Source organism: Pseudomonas sp. PDM04 (genome assembly GCF_014851765.1).
Taxonomy (GTDB): domain Bacteria; phylum Pseudomonadota; class Gammaproteobacteria; order Pseudomonadales; family Pseudomonadaceae; genus Aquipseudomonas.
This window is the reverse complement of sequence record NZ_JACVAI010000002.1, coordinates 20,076-34,623: the sequence shown is the minus strand read 5'-3', so window position 1 is coordinate 34,623 and position 14,548 is coordinate 20,076. Positions and strand designations below refer to the sequence as shown.

The window sequence follows — 14,548 nt, the reverse complement described above, 5'->3', positions numbered from 1 at the left end:
ATCCTGTGCGATGGAGATGCCGCGCATGATAACAGGCGCGGCGTACTCTTGAGACGAGTGCAAAACCAAATGTGGGAGCGAGCCGGCTCCGGGCGGCTCGCTCCCACAGGTACTTCCCCTCGTGAGAGGGCGTCAGTGCGAGTGACGCGGCACTTCGGCCCCACGGCAGCCGACCAGGAAGTCAAAGTCGCAACCCTGGTCCGCTTGCAAGACATGGTCGATGTACAACTGACGATAGCCGCCCACCAGCAACTGTTGTGGCGGTTGCAGGTCGGCCATGCGCGCGGCGAGTTCGGCATCCGGAATGTCCAGGTGCAGGCGGCCGCTGGCGCAATCCAGTTCGATCCAGTCACCTTCCTTCACCACGGCCAGAGGACCGCCAGCCGCCGCTTCCGGCGCCACGTGCAATACCACGGTGCCGTAGGCGGTGCCGCTCATGCGCGCATCGGAAATGCGCACCATGTCGGTCACACCCTGGGCCAGCAGTTTGGCCGGCAAGCCCATGTTGCCGACTTCGGCCATGCCCGGATAACCCTTCGGCCCGCAGTTCTTCATCACCAGGATCGAGCTGGCGTCCACGTCCAGTTCCGGGTCGTTGATCCGGGCCTTGTACATGTCGAAGTTTTCGAACACCACGGCACGCCCGCGATGCTGCATCAGTTCCGGCGTGGCCGCCGAAGGCTTGAGTACGGCACCGAGCGGCGCCAGGTTGCCGCGCAGCACGCAGATCCCGCCATCGGCCCGGATCGGGTTGTCGAGGGTACGGATCACTTCGTCCTCGCCATAGATCGGCGCGTCCTTGGTGTTCTCGCCCAGGGACTTGCCGTTGACCGTCAAGGCGTTCGGGTTCGGGATCAGATTGGCTTCACCCAGGCGTCGCAGTACGGCAGGCAGGCCACCGGCGTAGTAGAACTCTTCCATCAGGAAACGCCCGGACGGCTGCAGGTCGACGATGGTCGGCATGCCACGACCGATGCGGGTCCAGTCGTCGAGGTCCAGTTCGACGCCAATCCGCCCGGCGATGGCCTTCAGGTGGATCACCGCGTTGGTCGAACCGCCAATCGCCGCGTTGACTCGAATGGCGTTTTCGAACGCTTCCTTGGTGAGTATCTTCGACAGCCGCAAGTCTTCGCGGACCATCTCCACCGCACGCATGCCGGACATGTGGGCCAACACGTAGCGGCGTGCGTCCACCGCCGGAATCGCCGCGTTATGGGGCAGGGAGGTGCCAAGCGCTTCGGCCATGCAGGCCATGGTCGAGGCGGTGCCCATGGTGTTGCAGGTGCCCGCCGAACGGGACATGCCGCCCTCGGCCGCGAGGAAGTCGTCGATGGTGATGGTGCCGGCCTTGACCTGTTCGCTCAGTTGCCAGACCACGGTGCCCGAACCGATGTCCTTGCCCTTGTGCTTGCCGTTGAGCATCGGCCCACCGGTGACGACGATGGCCGGCACATCGCAACTGGCGGCGCCCATCAGCAGGGCCGGGGTGGTCTTGTCGCAACCGGTCAGCAGCACCACGCCGTCGATCGGGTTGCCGCGAATGGCTTCTTCCACGTCCATGCTCGCCAGGTTACGGGTGAGCATGGCGGTCGGGCGCAGGTTCGATTCACCGTTGGAGAACACTGGAAACTCCACCGGGAAACCGCCGGCCTCGATCACGCCGCGTTTGACGTGCTCGGCGATCTGGCGGAAATGCGCGTTGCAGGGGGTCAGCTCCGACCAGGTATTACAGATGCCAATGATCGGCTTGCCATGGAACTGGTGGTCGGCGATGCCCTGATTCTTCATCCAGCTGCGGTACATGAAGCCGTTCTTGTCGGCCGTGCCAAACCATTGGGCGGAGCGCAGGGTGGGTTTCTTATCAGACATGATCGATTCTCTTATTGTATGACTATATTGTTCGTGCTGACCCGTACCATAAGCGCAATTTCTCCGCTTTGGAAGTGTTGCTCGATTAAATAGTATTACTATATAGTCGCTTTCACTGGAGGGATGGCCCTGGCGATTTTCGCGAGAGGCGTCCCCCGAGGTTCCATAACAACAACAATCGGAGACCGATCTCATGAGCCAGGAATTGCGGCTTATTCGTCGCATCACACTCAAACTGATTCCCTTCCTGATCCTGCTGTACCTGATCGCCTATGTGGATCGCTCCGCCGTGGGTTTCGCCAAGCTGCACATGGGCGCTGACATCGGCATCGGCGATGCGGCCTACGGCCTCGGTGCGGGGCTGTTCTTCATTGGCTACTTCCTGTTCGAGATCCCCAGCAACCTGATGCTCGAACGCTTCGGCGCACGACGCTGGTTTGCGCGGATCATGATCACCTGGGGCGCCATCACCATCGGCATGGCCTTCGTCCAGGGGCCACACAGCTTCTATGTGATGCGCTTCCTGCTGGGCGCCGCCGAAGCCGGCTTCTTTCCAGGTGTTCTGTACTACATCACCCAGTGGTTCCCGGTGCGCCATCGCGGCAAGATCCTCGGCCTGTTCATCCTGTCCCAACCGATCGCCATGCTGATCACCGGCCCGGTGTCCGGTGGCTTGCTGGGGATGGACGGGATCCTCGGCCTGCATGGCTGGCAGTGGCTGTTCATCGTCATCGGCACCCCGGCGATCGTGCTGACCTGGCCGGTACTGCGCTGGTTGCCGGATGGTCCGCAACAGGTGAAATGGATGGACCAGGCCGAGAAGGACTGGCTGGCCGGCGAGCTGAAAAGAGACCTGGCGGAATACGGCCAGACGCGTCATGGCAATCCATTGCATGCGCTCAAGGACACCCGCGTGCTGCTGCTGGCGCTGTTCTACCTGCCGGTAACCCTGAGCATCTATGGCCTGGGCCTGTGGCTGCCGACACTGATCAAGCAGTTCGGCGGCAGTGATCTGGTCACCGGTTTCGTCTCCTCGGTGCCCTACATTTTCGGGATCGTCGGCCTGTTGATCATTCCGCGCAGTTCCGATCGCCTGAATGACCGCTACGGTCACCTGGCGGTGCTGTATGTCCTGGGGGCCGTCGGCCTGTTCCTCAGTGCCTGGCTGACGTTGCCCGTGCTGCAACTGGCAGCATTGTGCCTGGTGGCGTTCGCGCTGTTTTCCTGCACCGCGGTGTTCTGGACGTTGCCGGGCCGTTTCTTTGCCGGTGCCAGCGCGGCGGCGGGGATTGCCTTGATCAACTCGGTGGGCAACCTCGGCGGCTACATTGGCCCGTTCGTGATCGGTGCGTTGAAGGAATACACCGGCAACCTGGCGTCCGGACTCTATTTCCTGTCCGGGGTGATGGTGTTCGGGCTGATCCTGACCGGCGTGGTGTATCGCCAGCTGGAGCGCAAGCATGTATTGCCGGCGGATCAGTTTGCCGCCAGTGCCCGCCGGAGCTGAATACGGAGCACCTCCACCCCCTGTGGGAGCGAGCCTGCTCGCGAAGGGATATCACATTCAATATTCATGCTACTGAAACACCGCCATCGCCAGCGGGCTCGCTCCCACAGGGATAGGCGGTGTTGAATCAAACAGGAGAAATTCATGCGTCTGGTTCAATTCGAATTGGTTAACGGTGAACGCCGGGTCGGTGTGGTCGAGGCCGGTCTGGTGCGCGAAGTACAGGATGCGCACACGGTGCGCGACCTCGCCCTGGCGGCCATCGAGGCCGGGGTCAGCCTTGAGCGCCAGGTCAGTGCACAGGGCCTGGGCATCAGCCACGACTACGCCGAACTGTTGGCCAAGCTGCGCATCCTGCCGCCGCTGGACCATCCGGACCCGGCGCACATGCTGGTCAGCGGCACTGGCCTGACCCATCTGGGCAGCGCCTCGGCTCGGGACAAAATGCACCAGCAAGCCAGCGACGAAGCGGCGATGACCGACACCATGCGCATCTTCAAGTGGGGCGTGGAGGGCGGCAAGCCGGCGGCGGGCCAGGCCGGCGTGCAGCCGGAATGGTTCTACAAGGGCGACGGCAGCATCGTCGTGCGCCCGGGCCAGCCGTTCCCGCTGCCGCCATTCGCCGAAGACGCCGGTGAAGAACCGGAGATCAGCGGCCTGTATGTCATCGGCCACGATGGCAAGCCTTATCGACTGGGCTTTGCGGTTGGCAACGAGTTTTCCGACCACGTCATGGAACGCAAGAACTACCTGTACCTGGCGCACTCGAAATTGCGCAGTTGCAGCTACGGCCCGGAACTTCGGGTCGGTGAACTGCCTCAACATCTGGCGGGCACCAGCCGCATCGTGCGTAACGGCGAAGTGTTGTGGCAGAACGAGTTCCTGAGCGGTGAGGCGAACATGTGCCATAGCCTGGAGAACCTCGAATACCACCATTTCAAGTACAGTCAGTTCCTGCGCCCGGGTGACGTGCACATTCACTTCTTCGGCACAGCGACGCTATCGTTTGCCGACGGCATTCGTACGCAGCCGGGTGATGTCTTCGAAATCAGTCAGGCCGAGTTCGGCGCACCGTTGGTCAACGGTATTGCACCGGTTGAAGCGGTCTTCGAACCCGGCACCATCGGTACTCTTTAAGGAAACCCCCATGAGTCAGCTACTGGGTCACAACTACATCGGCGGTTCGCGCAGCGCGGCCGGCACGGTCAAACTGCAAAGCGTCGACGCCAGCACCGGCGAGGCGCTGCCAGGCACGTTCGTGCAGGCCACGCCGCAGGAGGTGGATGCCGCCGCCAAGGCCGCCGCTGCGGCTTACCCGGCGTATCGCAGCCTCAGCGCCGAGCGCCGCGCGCAGTTTCTCGATGCGATTGCCGATGAGCTGGACGCCCTGGGCGACGATTTCGTCGCCGTGGTCTGCCGCGAAACCGCGCTGCCGGCAGCACGGATTCAGGGCGAGCGCGGTCGCACCAGCGGCCAGATGCGTCTGTTCGCCAAGGTCCTGCGACGCGGCGATTTCTACGGCGCGCGGATCGACCAGGCCTTGCCGGAACGCAAGCCCTTGCCGCGTCCCGACTTGCGTCAGTACCGCATCGGCCTGGGTCCCGTGGCCGTGTTCGGCGCGAGCAACTTTCCGCTGGCCTTTTCCACGGCGGGCGGCGACACCGCTTCGGCCCTGGCCGCCGGTTGCCCCGTGGTCTTCAAGGCCCACAGCGGGCACATGGCGACCGCAGAACAGGTTGCCGACGCGATCATCCGTGCTGCGGAAAAAACCGACATGCCAGCCGGTGTGTTCAACATGATTTACGGCGGCGGAGTCGGCGAGGCGCTGGTCAAGCATCCGGCGATCCAGGCAGTGGGCTTCACCGGTTCGCTGCGTGGCGGCCGCGCCCTGTGCGATATGGCGGCCGCCCGGGCGCAACCGATCCCGGTGTTCGCCGAGATGTCGAGCATCAACCCGGTGATCGTCCTGCCCCAGGCACTGCAAGCGCGCAGCGAAACCGTTGCCCGTGACCTGACGGCGTCGGTGGTCCAGGGCTGTGGCCAGTTCTGCACCAACCCTGGCCTGGTGATTGGCATTCGCTCGCCGCAATTCAGTGCGTTCGTGCAGCAGGTGGCGGGGTTGATCAACGATCAGCCGGCGCAAACCATGCTCAACGCCGGCACCTTGAGCAGCTACGGCAAAGGGCTGCAAAAGCTCCTCGCGCATCCGGGCGTGACTCATCTGGCCGGCAGTGCGCAGCAGGGCAATCAGGCTCAACCGCAATTGTTCAAGGCCGATGTCGGCTTGTTGATCGATGGCGATGAAGTGTTGCAGGAAGAGATCTTCGGCCCGACCACGGTGTTTGTCGAAGTCGCCGACCAGGCGCAGCTGAGTGCGGCCTTGCACGGCCTGCACGGGCAACTGACGGCGACGATCATTGGTGAGCCTGGCGATTTCGAACAGTTCGGCGAGTTGACGCCGTTGCTGGAGCAAAAGGTTGGGCGGATCCTGCTCAATGGTTACCCGACCGGTGTCGAAGTGTGCGATTCGATGGTCCATGGCGGCCCGTACCCGGCCACCTCCGATGCGCGTGGCACGTCGGTGGGCACCCTGGCCATCGACCGTTTCCTGCGCCCGGTGTGCTTCCAGAACTACCCCGACAGCTTGCTGCCGGACCCGCTGAAAAACGCCAACCCACTGGGCATCCAGCGGCTGGTGGATGGACAGCCGTCGCGTGAGGGGTTGTAACGGCTGAAAACCGCCACTTCGCAACACGATTCAAGGGTGGGAGCGGGCTTGCTCGCGAAGCGGTCTATCAGTCACATCATCGGCGACTGACACTACCTCTTCGCGAGCAAGCCCGCTCCCACCTTCGTTCTATGTTGGTCGCAGCATCGGGGCCAGCATCACATTGAGCTATCATTGCGTCTTTCTCCTTTAAAGACTGACTGCCATGACTGCCGTAACCCACACCTTGCTCGCCGCCCTCGAAACCTGCGACATGCTGGAAATCGACGGGCTGCACGCCTTCGATTTCTCCCTTGATGAAGAGGACCAACTGCACATCGAATGCATGGACGGCCGTGCGCTCAAGCGTTGGGTGTTCAACATGGCGCAGATTGAAGCGGCGACCTTCGATGCCTCCCTGCAAAGCTGGGTCATCAGCGGTCAGTCCGGTGAGCACCGCCTGGTCTGTCTGGACGCCACGGGTGGTGACAACGAGGATGACGTGCATGAGGATGCGTAAGCTCTGGCCGCTGTTGATCGCCAGCAGCGTCGGCGCCATGGGCGTACAGGCAGCACCTGCCGAGCACTACCAGGTGCTGGTGGGTTCGTACACCGGGGGCCAGAGCCAGGGGATTTATCGCCTGGGTTTCGACAGCGTCCGCGGCCAGCTCGAGGCCAAACCACTGCAAGTGGTCAAGAGCGAAAACCCGTCCTGGCTGACCCTGTCCAAGGACCTGCGTTACCTGTTCGTGGTCAACGAAAACGGTCCGGGACAGGCCGACCCGGTCGGACGCGTCAGCAGCTATGCCATCGATCCCAAGACCCACGCGCTGAGCCTGATCAACCAGGTGCAGAGCCTGGGCAATGAGCCGACCCATTCGAGCCTCAGCCAGGACGCCAGCCACCTGTTCGTCAGCAACTATTCAGTGGCTGAAGACCCGGGTGGCACCCTGGCCGTGTTGCCGCTGGGCGCCGCTGGCCAACTGCGGCCCGTGGTGCAGATGAGCAGCCATCCCGCCAGCCGGGTCAACCCCGAGCGGCAGATGTCGGCGCATGTCCACTCCACGGTGCCGTCGCCGGATGGCCGGTTCGTGTTCTCCAATGACCTGGGCGCCGACAGGGTGTTTGTCTATCGCTTCGATCCCAAGGCCAACCCGGACCTGCCGCTGGTGCCCGCCGACCCGGCGTTCGTGCAATTGCCAGCGGGCAGCGGTCCTCGGCATTTGCTGTTCAGCGCCGATGGCAAGCATGCCTGGCTGACGATGGAGATGAGCGCACAGGTCGCAGTGTTCGACTACCGCGACGGCCGGCTCGAGCAAACGCAGAGTGTCGACCTTGCCGCTGGGCAACCGGTGTCGGACAAGGCTGCTGCCGCGCTGCATGCCTCGGCCGATGGGCGCTTTCTCTACGTCAGCAACCGGGGCACCGCCAACCAGATGCTGGTATTTGCCATCGACCCCGCCACTGGCCACCTCAAGGAGCTGCAGCGTCGTTCGGTGGAAGGCGATCACCCGCGCGAGTTCAGCCTCGACCCGAGTGGCCGCTTTCTGCTGATCGCCAACCAGAAGAGCAATCAGATTGTCGTGATCGAACGCGATGCCAAGAGCGGCCTGCTGGGCAAAACCGTCCAGAAACTGCCGATGGATGCCCCCAGCGACCTGAAGTTCCTGGTGCGTCAATAGACCGCAGGCCCCGGTTGATGGGGCCTGTAGCTTTCTATCAATGTCAGTGATATGCGTTAGTGCTACAAAAGATTTCAACGCACCCACCTCGACCGTTAAGTTTGCTCCACGGCCTTAACCGGCAAGCAAGCCCACTGACTACGAGGAATACCCCATGAACTTCAATCTCTTCTCCATCATCGCCGCTTCCGCCATCTCCGCCACCGTTGCTCTGCCAGCCAGCGCCAACGTGGAAATCAGCGACAAAAAAGCCCCCACCCAGAGCTACACCCAGAAATACCTGCAACAGAGCGCCAACTTCTACGCCGCGCTGGATCACAAGACCCAAGCCTGAAAGCCAGCCCTGCACCCTTTATGCAGGAGCGAAGTCACTTGAGTGAATCGAGCCAAGGCTTGAAAAAAAACGAGTGAGGTCGCTCCTGCATAACGCGTTTACGACACCGTCACAGTGCTATCAGTGCAAGGCTTGATATCACATGGCCATACCATTAGATTTGTCGCTGACGTTCTGACTCCTTCTCCCATAAAAAGGATCGACAGTATGGCGATGCGTCTGGCCGTAGTTCTTCTCTGCCTCTATTCAACTCCTATCCTGTCCGCTCACACGCCTGTTCCCGGCGAGCCCGACGCTGCGCACGAGCGCATGATGAGTTTTATTGAAGGCTGAAATAGACTGGCTTAATGATCAATAAAGCTGATGGTCACTATGGATAACCCTGAGTGGTTATCACTGCTTTTTTGATCGATTCTGTGGACATCGAAACATGTCCACGGAGAACATCATGGCCAGCAGCATTCTTACTTCAGCCAAATACGGCGCCTACCTGGCCATCGGTCTGTACCTGGCGCTGGTGTTGGTCGTCAGCCTTTCGGCGCAATCGCAACGCGACATCGACGCACCGATCCAGGTCGCTCACCCAGGCATCCAGTTCGAACATCGCGTGCAGAACGCGGTGGTCGATCACGTCGACGCGGTGGGAGTGGCAGGGATATGAAAGGGGTCAGACTCTGGGTCGTTGCCTTCCTGGCGTTCATGACCAACGGGCCTTCGTTGCTCGGCTTCAGCCACGGCTCCGCAGGCTCGGTCGCGCGGTCGATCGAGGCCAATCACAACCTCGCGCACAACATTGAAACCGCCAAGGCCATGGGCCTGCTGGCCGGTAATCCGCCGGTGAAACGCCAGGGCGATTTCTTCGGCCCGTTCCAGATCGATTGCTCGGCGGTGCAGATGTGCGAAGTGTTTGCCTGAAAGGTTATTTTTTCATGATCGCGGTGAACAGCGCCGAGTCCAGAAATCCCTGCAGCCAACGCTGCAAGCGCGGGTAAGGGCTCTGCGCGAACCACTCGCGATCGACATGCGCGAACTGCCGGATGAACGGCATCAGCGCCACGTCCGCCAGGCTCGGATGAGCACCCAGCAAATACGCGCGCTGCTCCAGCAACTGCTCCAGCTTGCCCAGGAATCGCTCACCTTCGCCCCGGTAGAACACCATCGGCTGCTCGGGGTAGCGTTCGGCATATTTGTAGCGATTGAGGTGCACCTTGAACACCTGGTCGTTCTCTTCGATCAATGCCGCCATTGACGCTTGCCCGACGGGGTCGTCCCTGAGCAGCCAATCCTGCGGGTCGTGCTGCGCCAGTGCCCAGTGCATGATCGCCAGGCTTTCATCGATCACCTGGCCATCGACGTTCAGCACCGGCACCGTGCCTTTGCTCGACAACGCCAGCATTTCGGCCGGTTTGGCCTTCAGGCTGACTTCGACGATGTCCAGCGCCACCTGCGAGTAGCGCAGGGCCATGCGGGCGCGCATGGCATACGGGCAGCGGCGGAAGGAGTAGAGGGTGATCACTTCACCTCCAGAGTGCTGAGGCCATTGCCCTGGCGCTGCACCTGGATCTGCACCGGAATCCGTTCATGCATTTCCTGCACGTGGGAGATCACCGCGACCTTGCGGCCCTGGGCCTGCAAGCCATCGAGGGCGTCCATCGCCAGTTGCAGCGACTCCGGATCGAGGCTGCCGAAGCCTTCGTCGATGAACAGCGATTCGATCTTGAGCGTGCTCGATGCCATCGATGCCAGGCCCAGCGCCAGTGCCAGCGACACAAGGAAGGTTTCGCCGCCAGACAACGAATGCACCGAACGCAGCTCATCGCCCATTTCCGTGTCCATCACCAGCAGGCCGAGCATGCTGCCCCCACGCTTGAGGCGGTAGCGCCGCACCAGTTGACGCAATTGCACGTTGGCGTGATGCACCAACAGGTCGAGGTTGTAAGCCTGGGCAATCTTGCGGAAGGTGTCACCGGTGGCGGAGCCGATCAACGCATTCAGGCGCGCCCAGCGCTGATACTCGGCATAGGCTTGGGCGATCTGTTGCGCCAGTGCCTGGTTGGCGTTTTGCCGGCGTTGATCCTCGGCCTGTTCGGCCCGTAGCTCAGCGCACTGCTGTTCGCTGACGGCACACTGCTGTTGCAGGTCGGCCAGCGCGCTGGCCAGTTGCGCGGCGTCGAGGTTGCCATTGTGCTGCGCCTGATGACTGACCAGCCGCTTGTCGCGCTCCTGCAGCAACACCTTGGCCTGTTCGATGGCCTTTTCGTTCTGTTGCAGACGCTGGCGCAACTCACCAAGCTGCTGGTCGTCGATGCCCAGCAGTTGCTCAAGGCCGCCGTCATCCAGTTCCGGATGCCGTGCACGCCAATCGCCGATGCTTGCGCTCAGTTGCCGATCTTCAGCTTCCAGGGCGATCAGGCGCTCCTGCTGGGCGTTGAGTTCGGCCGCCAGTTGCACCCGTTGCGTGCGCACCGTTTGCAGGTCCTGATTGACCGTGGTTTCGGCCTGGCGCGTCTGTTCGACCGCTTGATCCAGCGCCTGTTGCCAGTGTTCGGCGCTGCTGTGCTCGCCGAGCAGTTGTGCCAATTGCTGCTGGCAGACCTGCTGCTGATCGGCGAGCGCCGCGAATTGCTGTTGCGCCGCTTCGAGCTGCTGGACGCGGGTCAGTTGCCGGTCCTGTTCCTTCTCCAGCGTCTGCTGGCGTTGTTGCTGCTCGCCGAGTTCGTCGCGCTGCTGATCGAGTTGTTCCAGACGCTGGGCGATCTGTTGATCCAACTGCATGAAGGTCGCGGCCGGCTCGGCGCGCAAGGCCTCCAGGGTGTCGGCCGGGAGCAGGCTGCTGAACGCGTTCAGTTCCTCGTCCAGACGCTGGCGATCGCTGCTCAGCTCACGTTGTTGATTGATCAGGTGCTGGGTCGCCTGCTGACTGGCGGTCTCGGCGCCGCGCAGTTGCTGTTGCAAGCGTGCGGCGTCCTGCTGCAGGGTCAGCAGGGCGGTCTGCCGTTGTTCGTCCTGGCTGATGCTCTGGTTCAATTGGCTGTTTTGCTGGGCCAGCCAGGCATCCCGTCTGGCGTGATCCTGGTTGAACAGCTGCGCGGACAACGGGTGCGCCTCAAGCTCCGACGCCAGGCTCTGTTGCTGGGTGAGCAGCTGTTCCTGCTGTTGCAGCAGTTCCTTTTGCTGGGCGATCACGCCGCCGACCTCGGTGCGCAGGTCGGTCAGCTTCTCCTTGAGCGAATCCACCGCTTTCTGCGCGTTGGCCTGTTCGCTTTCATCATGGCGGCCGAGGCTCTGCAGCAGTGCTTCGGGCTGGTGGTAGGGGTGATCCGGGCTGCCGCACACGGGGCAGGGCTGATCATCCTGCAATTGCGCGCGCAGTTCTTCGACGCTGGCGCTGCGGGCCAGGCGCTGACGTTCGAGCAGTTCACGGGTGACGGTCAGGGTCTGCTCGGCGATCGCCAATTCGTTACGGGTTTTCACCCCGTCCTGGGTCAGGCGTTCACGTTCCTGTTGGGCGCTGGCCTGGCGTTGTTGCAACTCGGCCAGGTGTTGGTCCAGGGCCTGCTGGCTGCTCCACAGTCGCATCAGCTCTTCGAAGGCGCGCAGCTGTTTGCGGTTGTCCTGCAACAGGTTGCCGAGCAACTGGATCTGTTCCGCCACTGCTTCCGGTTCGGCGCCGGCTTCCTTGTACAACATTTCCAGGTGTTGCTTTTGCGCGGTCCATTCTGCGCTGGCAAGGTTGGCGTTCTGCTCCAGCGCGGGCAGTTCGGCCTGACCTTTGTTCAGGCGATTGCCGATCAGCATCAGCTGCTGCAAGCGGTCACGGTAAGCGCTCCAGGCCTCGCTGATCGGCGCCAGCGGGGTGCTTTGCTCAAGTTCGGCGGCAATCTGTTGCAGGCGCTCGGCCACCCGTTGCTGCTGGTCAAGCAAACCCTTGAGGGTGTTTTGTCCTTCGCTGCAGGCGTGTTCGGCTTGCTGCCTGAGGTCCGCGCTGAGGCCGGCTTCGCGGGTCAGGCGGGCCAGGCTGCTCTGGGCTTCAAAGGCCTGGCGCAACAGCGGGGCGCTCGAACGGTGCTGGCCTTGGGCTTCGGTCAGTGCGGTTTGCGCGGCGCTCAGGCTCTGTTCGAGTTGCGCCTGGCGCGTTTGCAAGGCCTGTTCCTGCTGGGTGTGCTGTTGAATCTGCGCCGCCAGCGGCGTGAGCTGCGCCCTGAGTTCGCTCTGGCGGGCAAACTGGTGGCGTTGCGGCGCCAGTTGTTCCAGGCGAGTCAGGGTCAGGCGTTCGCCGGCCAAGTGTTGCCAATCCTGCTCGGCGCTGGTCAGTTGTTCGCGGGAGCTGAGCAGTTCGTCCTGCAATTGGCCTAGCTGTTTCAGCCAGGTGTGCTGCTGCTCGAGTTGCTTGAGTTGCGCCTGTTGGGTCTTGAGCTGCTGCTGCGCCTGGTTGAAGCGCTCATCGAGTTCGGCACGCGCCTGCGCAGCCAACGGGGTGACGCCGGTGGCTTGATCCTGCAGTTGCTTGTGGGCCTCGCGCGCCTCCTTGGTCTTGTCGAAGGCACGCCGGCCCAGACGCGTATAGAGCGCGGTGTCGGTGAGCTTTTCCAGCAGCTCGCTGCGTTCGTTGTCGTTGGCCTTGAGGAAGGCACTGAACTCACTTTGGGCCAGCAATACGGCGCGGGTGAACTGTTCGAAATTCAGGCCTAGCACCGATTCGAGTTGAGTCTTGAACTCGACTTTCTGACTGGCGAGCAGTTGATCCAGGTCGATGTCGCGCAGGCTCTGGCGGCTGGCCTGCAGCTTGCCGCCGGCCTTGTCCCGGGCGCGATTGGCTTCCCAGCGCGCCCGGTAGCGGCGGCCGTCGATCCCGACAAAATCCACTTCGGCGTAGCCTTCGCCGGTGCCGCGACGCAGCAAGGTGCGTGGGTCGCCGGTGCTGATCTCGCCGTCGGCGTCCGGTGCCTTGGCCGACGCCTGGGCATTGCTCAAGCGCGGAACGGCACCGAACAGCGCCAGGCACAACGCATCGAGCAAGGTGCTCTTGCCGGCGCCAGTCGGGCCGGTGATGGCGAACAGCCCGGCGCTGGCCAGGGGTTCGGCGGTGAAGTCGATCTCGAAGGGCCCGGCCAGCGAGGCGAGGTTTTTCAGGCGGATGGCGAGGATTTTCATGGCTGCTCGCCCTCCATCTGCACGTCCTGCAGCAACTCGGCAAAGTCCTTCAGCGTTTGCTCGTCGACCTCGCTGCCATAGTTGTCCTGCCAGGCGCGGCTGAACAGTTCCTGGGGCGTGAGCTGGTCGAGTTCGATCAAGGCCGCGCCGTCGTCGACGCCATCGCGACTGCCGCTGCCGGCGTATTCGGCGGCAATGCGCACCAGGCGCACGGCTTTGCCTTGCAGGGCCGTTTCCACTTGATTGCGCAGGTCCGGCTGCGGCTCGTCGAGACGAACCCGGACTTCCAGCCACGGCTGGCGCTGGATGTCCGCCAGCAGGTCGACGTTGGGCAGGTCGGTCAGTTGCAGCAGGACGTCGGCCAATGGGGCAGGGCCGATGCGTTGCAGGTTGACGGCGCGGGGAATCAGCCGGGGTTCGACGCTGATCAGGGTTTCGCCATCGAGCTGGATGTCGAGAATCTGGTGCTGATAGGCGATTTCCGAGAAGGACAGCGGGATCGGTGAGCCGCTGTAGCGAATGCGTTCTTCACCGTTGACCTTTTGCGGCTTGTGCAAGTGGCCGAGGGCGACGTAGCTGATGCTCGGGCCGAACAGGCTGGCGGGCAGGGCTTCGGCGTTGCCGATGATCAGGCTGCGCTCGGAATCTTCCGATACCGAACCGCCGGCCATGTGCGCATGGCTGATGGCGATCAGGGCCTGACCCTTCTTTCGCCTGGCGTTGGCGGCTTCGATCAGCCATTCGTGCACCTGGCCGATGCCGCGCAGGTAGTCGTCGCCCAGATGGGCGCCGGTGACTTCGGCCGGGCGCAGGAAGGGCAGCGCCAGGCACCAGGCCGCCGTTTTGCCTTTGGCATCCGGCAGTGGCAGCAGCAAGCGTTCGACGTCGAGTTGGCCATCGTCCAGCCACAGCACACGACCCAGCGCATGGGTGCGCAAGCGACGCATCAGCGGCGCGGGCAGTTCGATGCGCGAACCGGAATCGTGGTTGCCGGCGATCATCACTATGGTCAGCTTCGGTTGTTGTTCGTGGGCGCTGACGATGAAGTCGTACAGGCGCTCCTGGGCTTTGACCGGTGGATTGACCGTGTCGAAGATGTCGCCGGCGATCAACAGCACATCGGGCTGGTTCAGCTTCAGCTGGCGCAACAGCCACTCGAGAAAGCAGGCGTGCTCGAAATCGCGATCCTGGCCGTGCAGGTTCTGCCCAAGGTGCCAGTCGGAGGTGTGAAACAGACGCAAGGCGAGCTCCGTAGGAAATAAGGTCATGGCCGCGAGGAAATGGACAGCGGCGAA

Annotated in this window: 12 protein-coding genes; 8 read left to right on the top strand and 4 right to left on the bottom strand. The window is 62.6% G+C overall.

Translation table 11 applies throughout. The features are described from left to right. Positions 1–132: 132 nt before the first annotated feature. Positions 133–1,869 (bottom strand): IlvD/Edd family dehydratase, encoded by a 1,737-nt coding sequence (locus IB249_RS06950; protein ID WP_192302945.1) that lies wholly within the window; start codon positions 1,867–1,869, stop codon positions 133–135. Between the two features lie 193 nt (positions 1,870–2,062). Here IB249_RS06950 and IB249_RS06945 point away from each other — a divergent pair, with 193 nt between their 5' ends. The 8 genes from IB249_RS06945 (at position 2,063) to IB249_RS06910 (ending at position 9,014) form a co-directional block, all read left to right on the top strand. Continuing rightward, on the top strand, positions 2,063–3,376 hold the full coding sequence (locus tag IB249_RS06945; RefSeq protein WP_192302943.1) for an MFS transporter: 1,314 nt from the start codon (positions 2,063–2,065) through the stop codon (positions 3,374–3,376). A 144-nt stretch (positions 3,377–3,520) separates the two neighbouring features. Then, positions 3,521–4,513: an AraD1 family protein gene (gene araD1 / locus IB249_RS06940; protein WP_192302940.1), complete on the top strand. Its 993-nt coding sequence runs from the start codon at positions 3,521–3,523 to the stop codon at positions 4,511–4,513. Positions 4,514–4,523: 10 nt separating this feature from the next. Further along, complete coding sequence (locus IB249_RS06935; RefSeq protein WP_192302938.1) at positions 4,524–6,104, top strand: aldehyde dehydrogenase (NADP(+)); 1,581 nt, start codon at positions 4,524–4,526, stop codon at positions 6,102–6,104. A gap of 205 nt (positions 6,105–6,309) precedes the next feature. Next, the gene (locus IB249_RS06930) at positions 6,310–6,603 is read left to right on the top strand and encodes a DUF5629 family protein (RefSeq protein WP_192302937.1); all 294 of its coding nucleotides are present in this window, start codon (positions 6,310–6,312) and stop codon (positions 6,601–6,603) included. After that, positions 6,596–7,765, top strand: coding sequence for a lactonase family protein (locus IB249_RS06925; RefSeq protein ID WP_192304801.1), 1,170 nt, complete (start codon positions 6,596–6,598; stop codon positions 7,763–7,765). Before IB249_RS06930 ends, IB249_RS06925 begins: the two co-directional genes overlap by 8 nt. Before the next feature lie 154 nt (positions 7,766–7,919). Then, positions 7,920–8,099 (top strand): hypothetical protein, encoded by a 180-nt coding sequence (locus IB249_RS06920; RefSeq protein WP_192302935.1) that lies wholly within the window; start codon positions 7,920–7,922, stop codon positions 8,097–8,099. A gap of 448 nt (positions 8,100–8,547) precedes the next feature. Further along, on the top strand, positions 8,548–8,760 hold the full coding sequence (locus IB249_RS06915) for a hypothetical protein (protein ID WP_192304799.1): 213 nt from the start codon (positions 8,548–8,550) through the stop codon (positions 8,758–8,760). Beyond that, positions 8,757–9,014 carry a hypothetical protein gene (locus IB249_RS06910; RefSeq protein WP_192302933.1) on the top strand — a complete coding sequence of 86 codons (258 nt, stop codon included), beginning with the start codon at positions 8,757–8,759 and terminating at the stop codon, positions 9,012–9,014. The genes IB249_RS06915 and IB249_RS06910 overlap by 4 nt, the downstream gene beginning before the upstream one ends. Before the next feature lie 4 nt (positions 9,015–9,018). Here IB249_RS06910 and IB249_RS06905 read toward each other — a convergent pair whose 3' ends face one another. The 3 genes from IB249_RS06905 to IB249_RS06895 are packed head-to-tail and all read right to left on the bottom strand — an operon-like array spanning position 9,019 to position 14,494. Next, positions 9,019–9,615, bottom strand: a complete 597-nt coding sequence (locus IB249_RS06905; RefSeq protein WP_192302931.1) for a glutathione S-transferase — start codon at positions 9,613–9,615, stop codon at positions 9,019–9,021. After that, the gene (locus IB249_RS06900; protein ID WP_192302929.1) at positions 9,612–13,253 is read right to left on the bottom strand and encodes an AAA family ATPase; all 3,642 of its coding nucleotides are present in this window, start codon (positions 13,251–13,253) and stop codon (positions 9,612–9,614) included. The genes IB249_RS06905 and IB249_RS06900 overlap by 4 nt, the downstream gene beginning before the upstream one ends. Further along, on the bottom strand, positions 13,250–14,494 hold the full coding sequence (locus IB249_RS06895) for an exonuclease SbcCD subunit D C-terminal domain-containing protein (protein WP_192302927.1): 1,245 nt from the start codon (positions 14,492–14,494) through the stop codon (positions 13,250–13,252). The genes IB249_RS06900 and IB249_RS06895 overlap by 4 nt, the downstream gene beginning before the upstream one ends. Between the last annotated feature and the right edge of the window lie 54 nt (positions 14,495–14,548).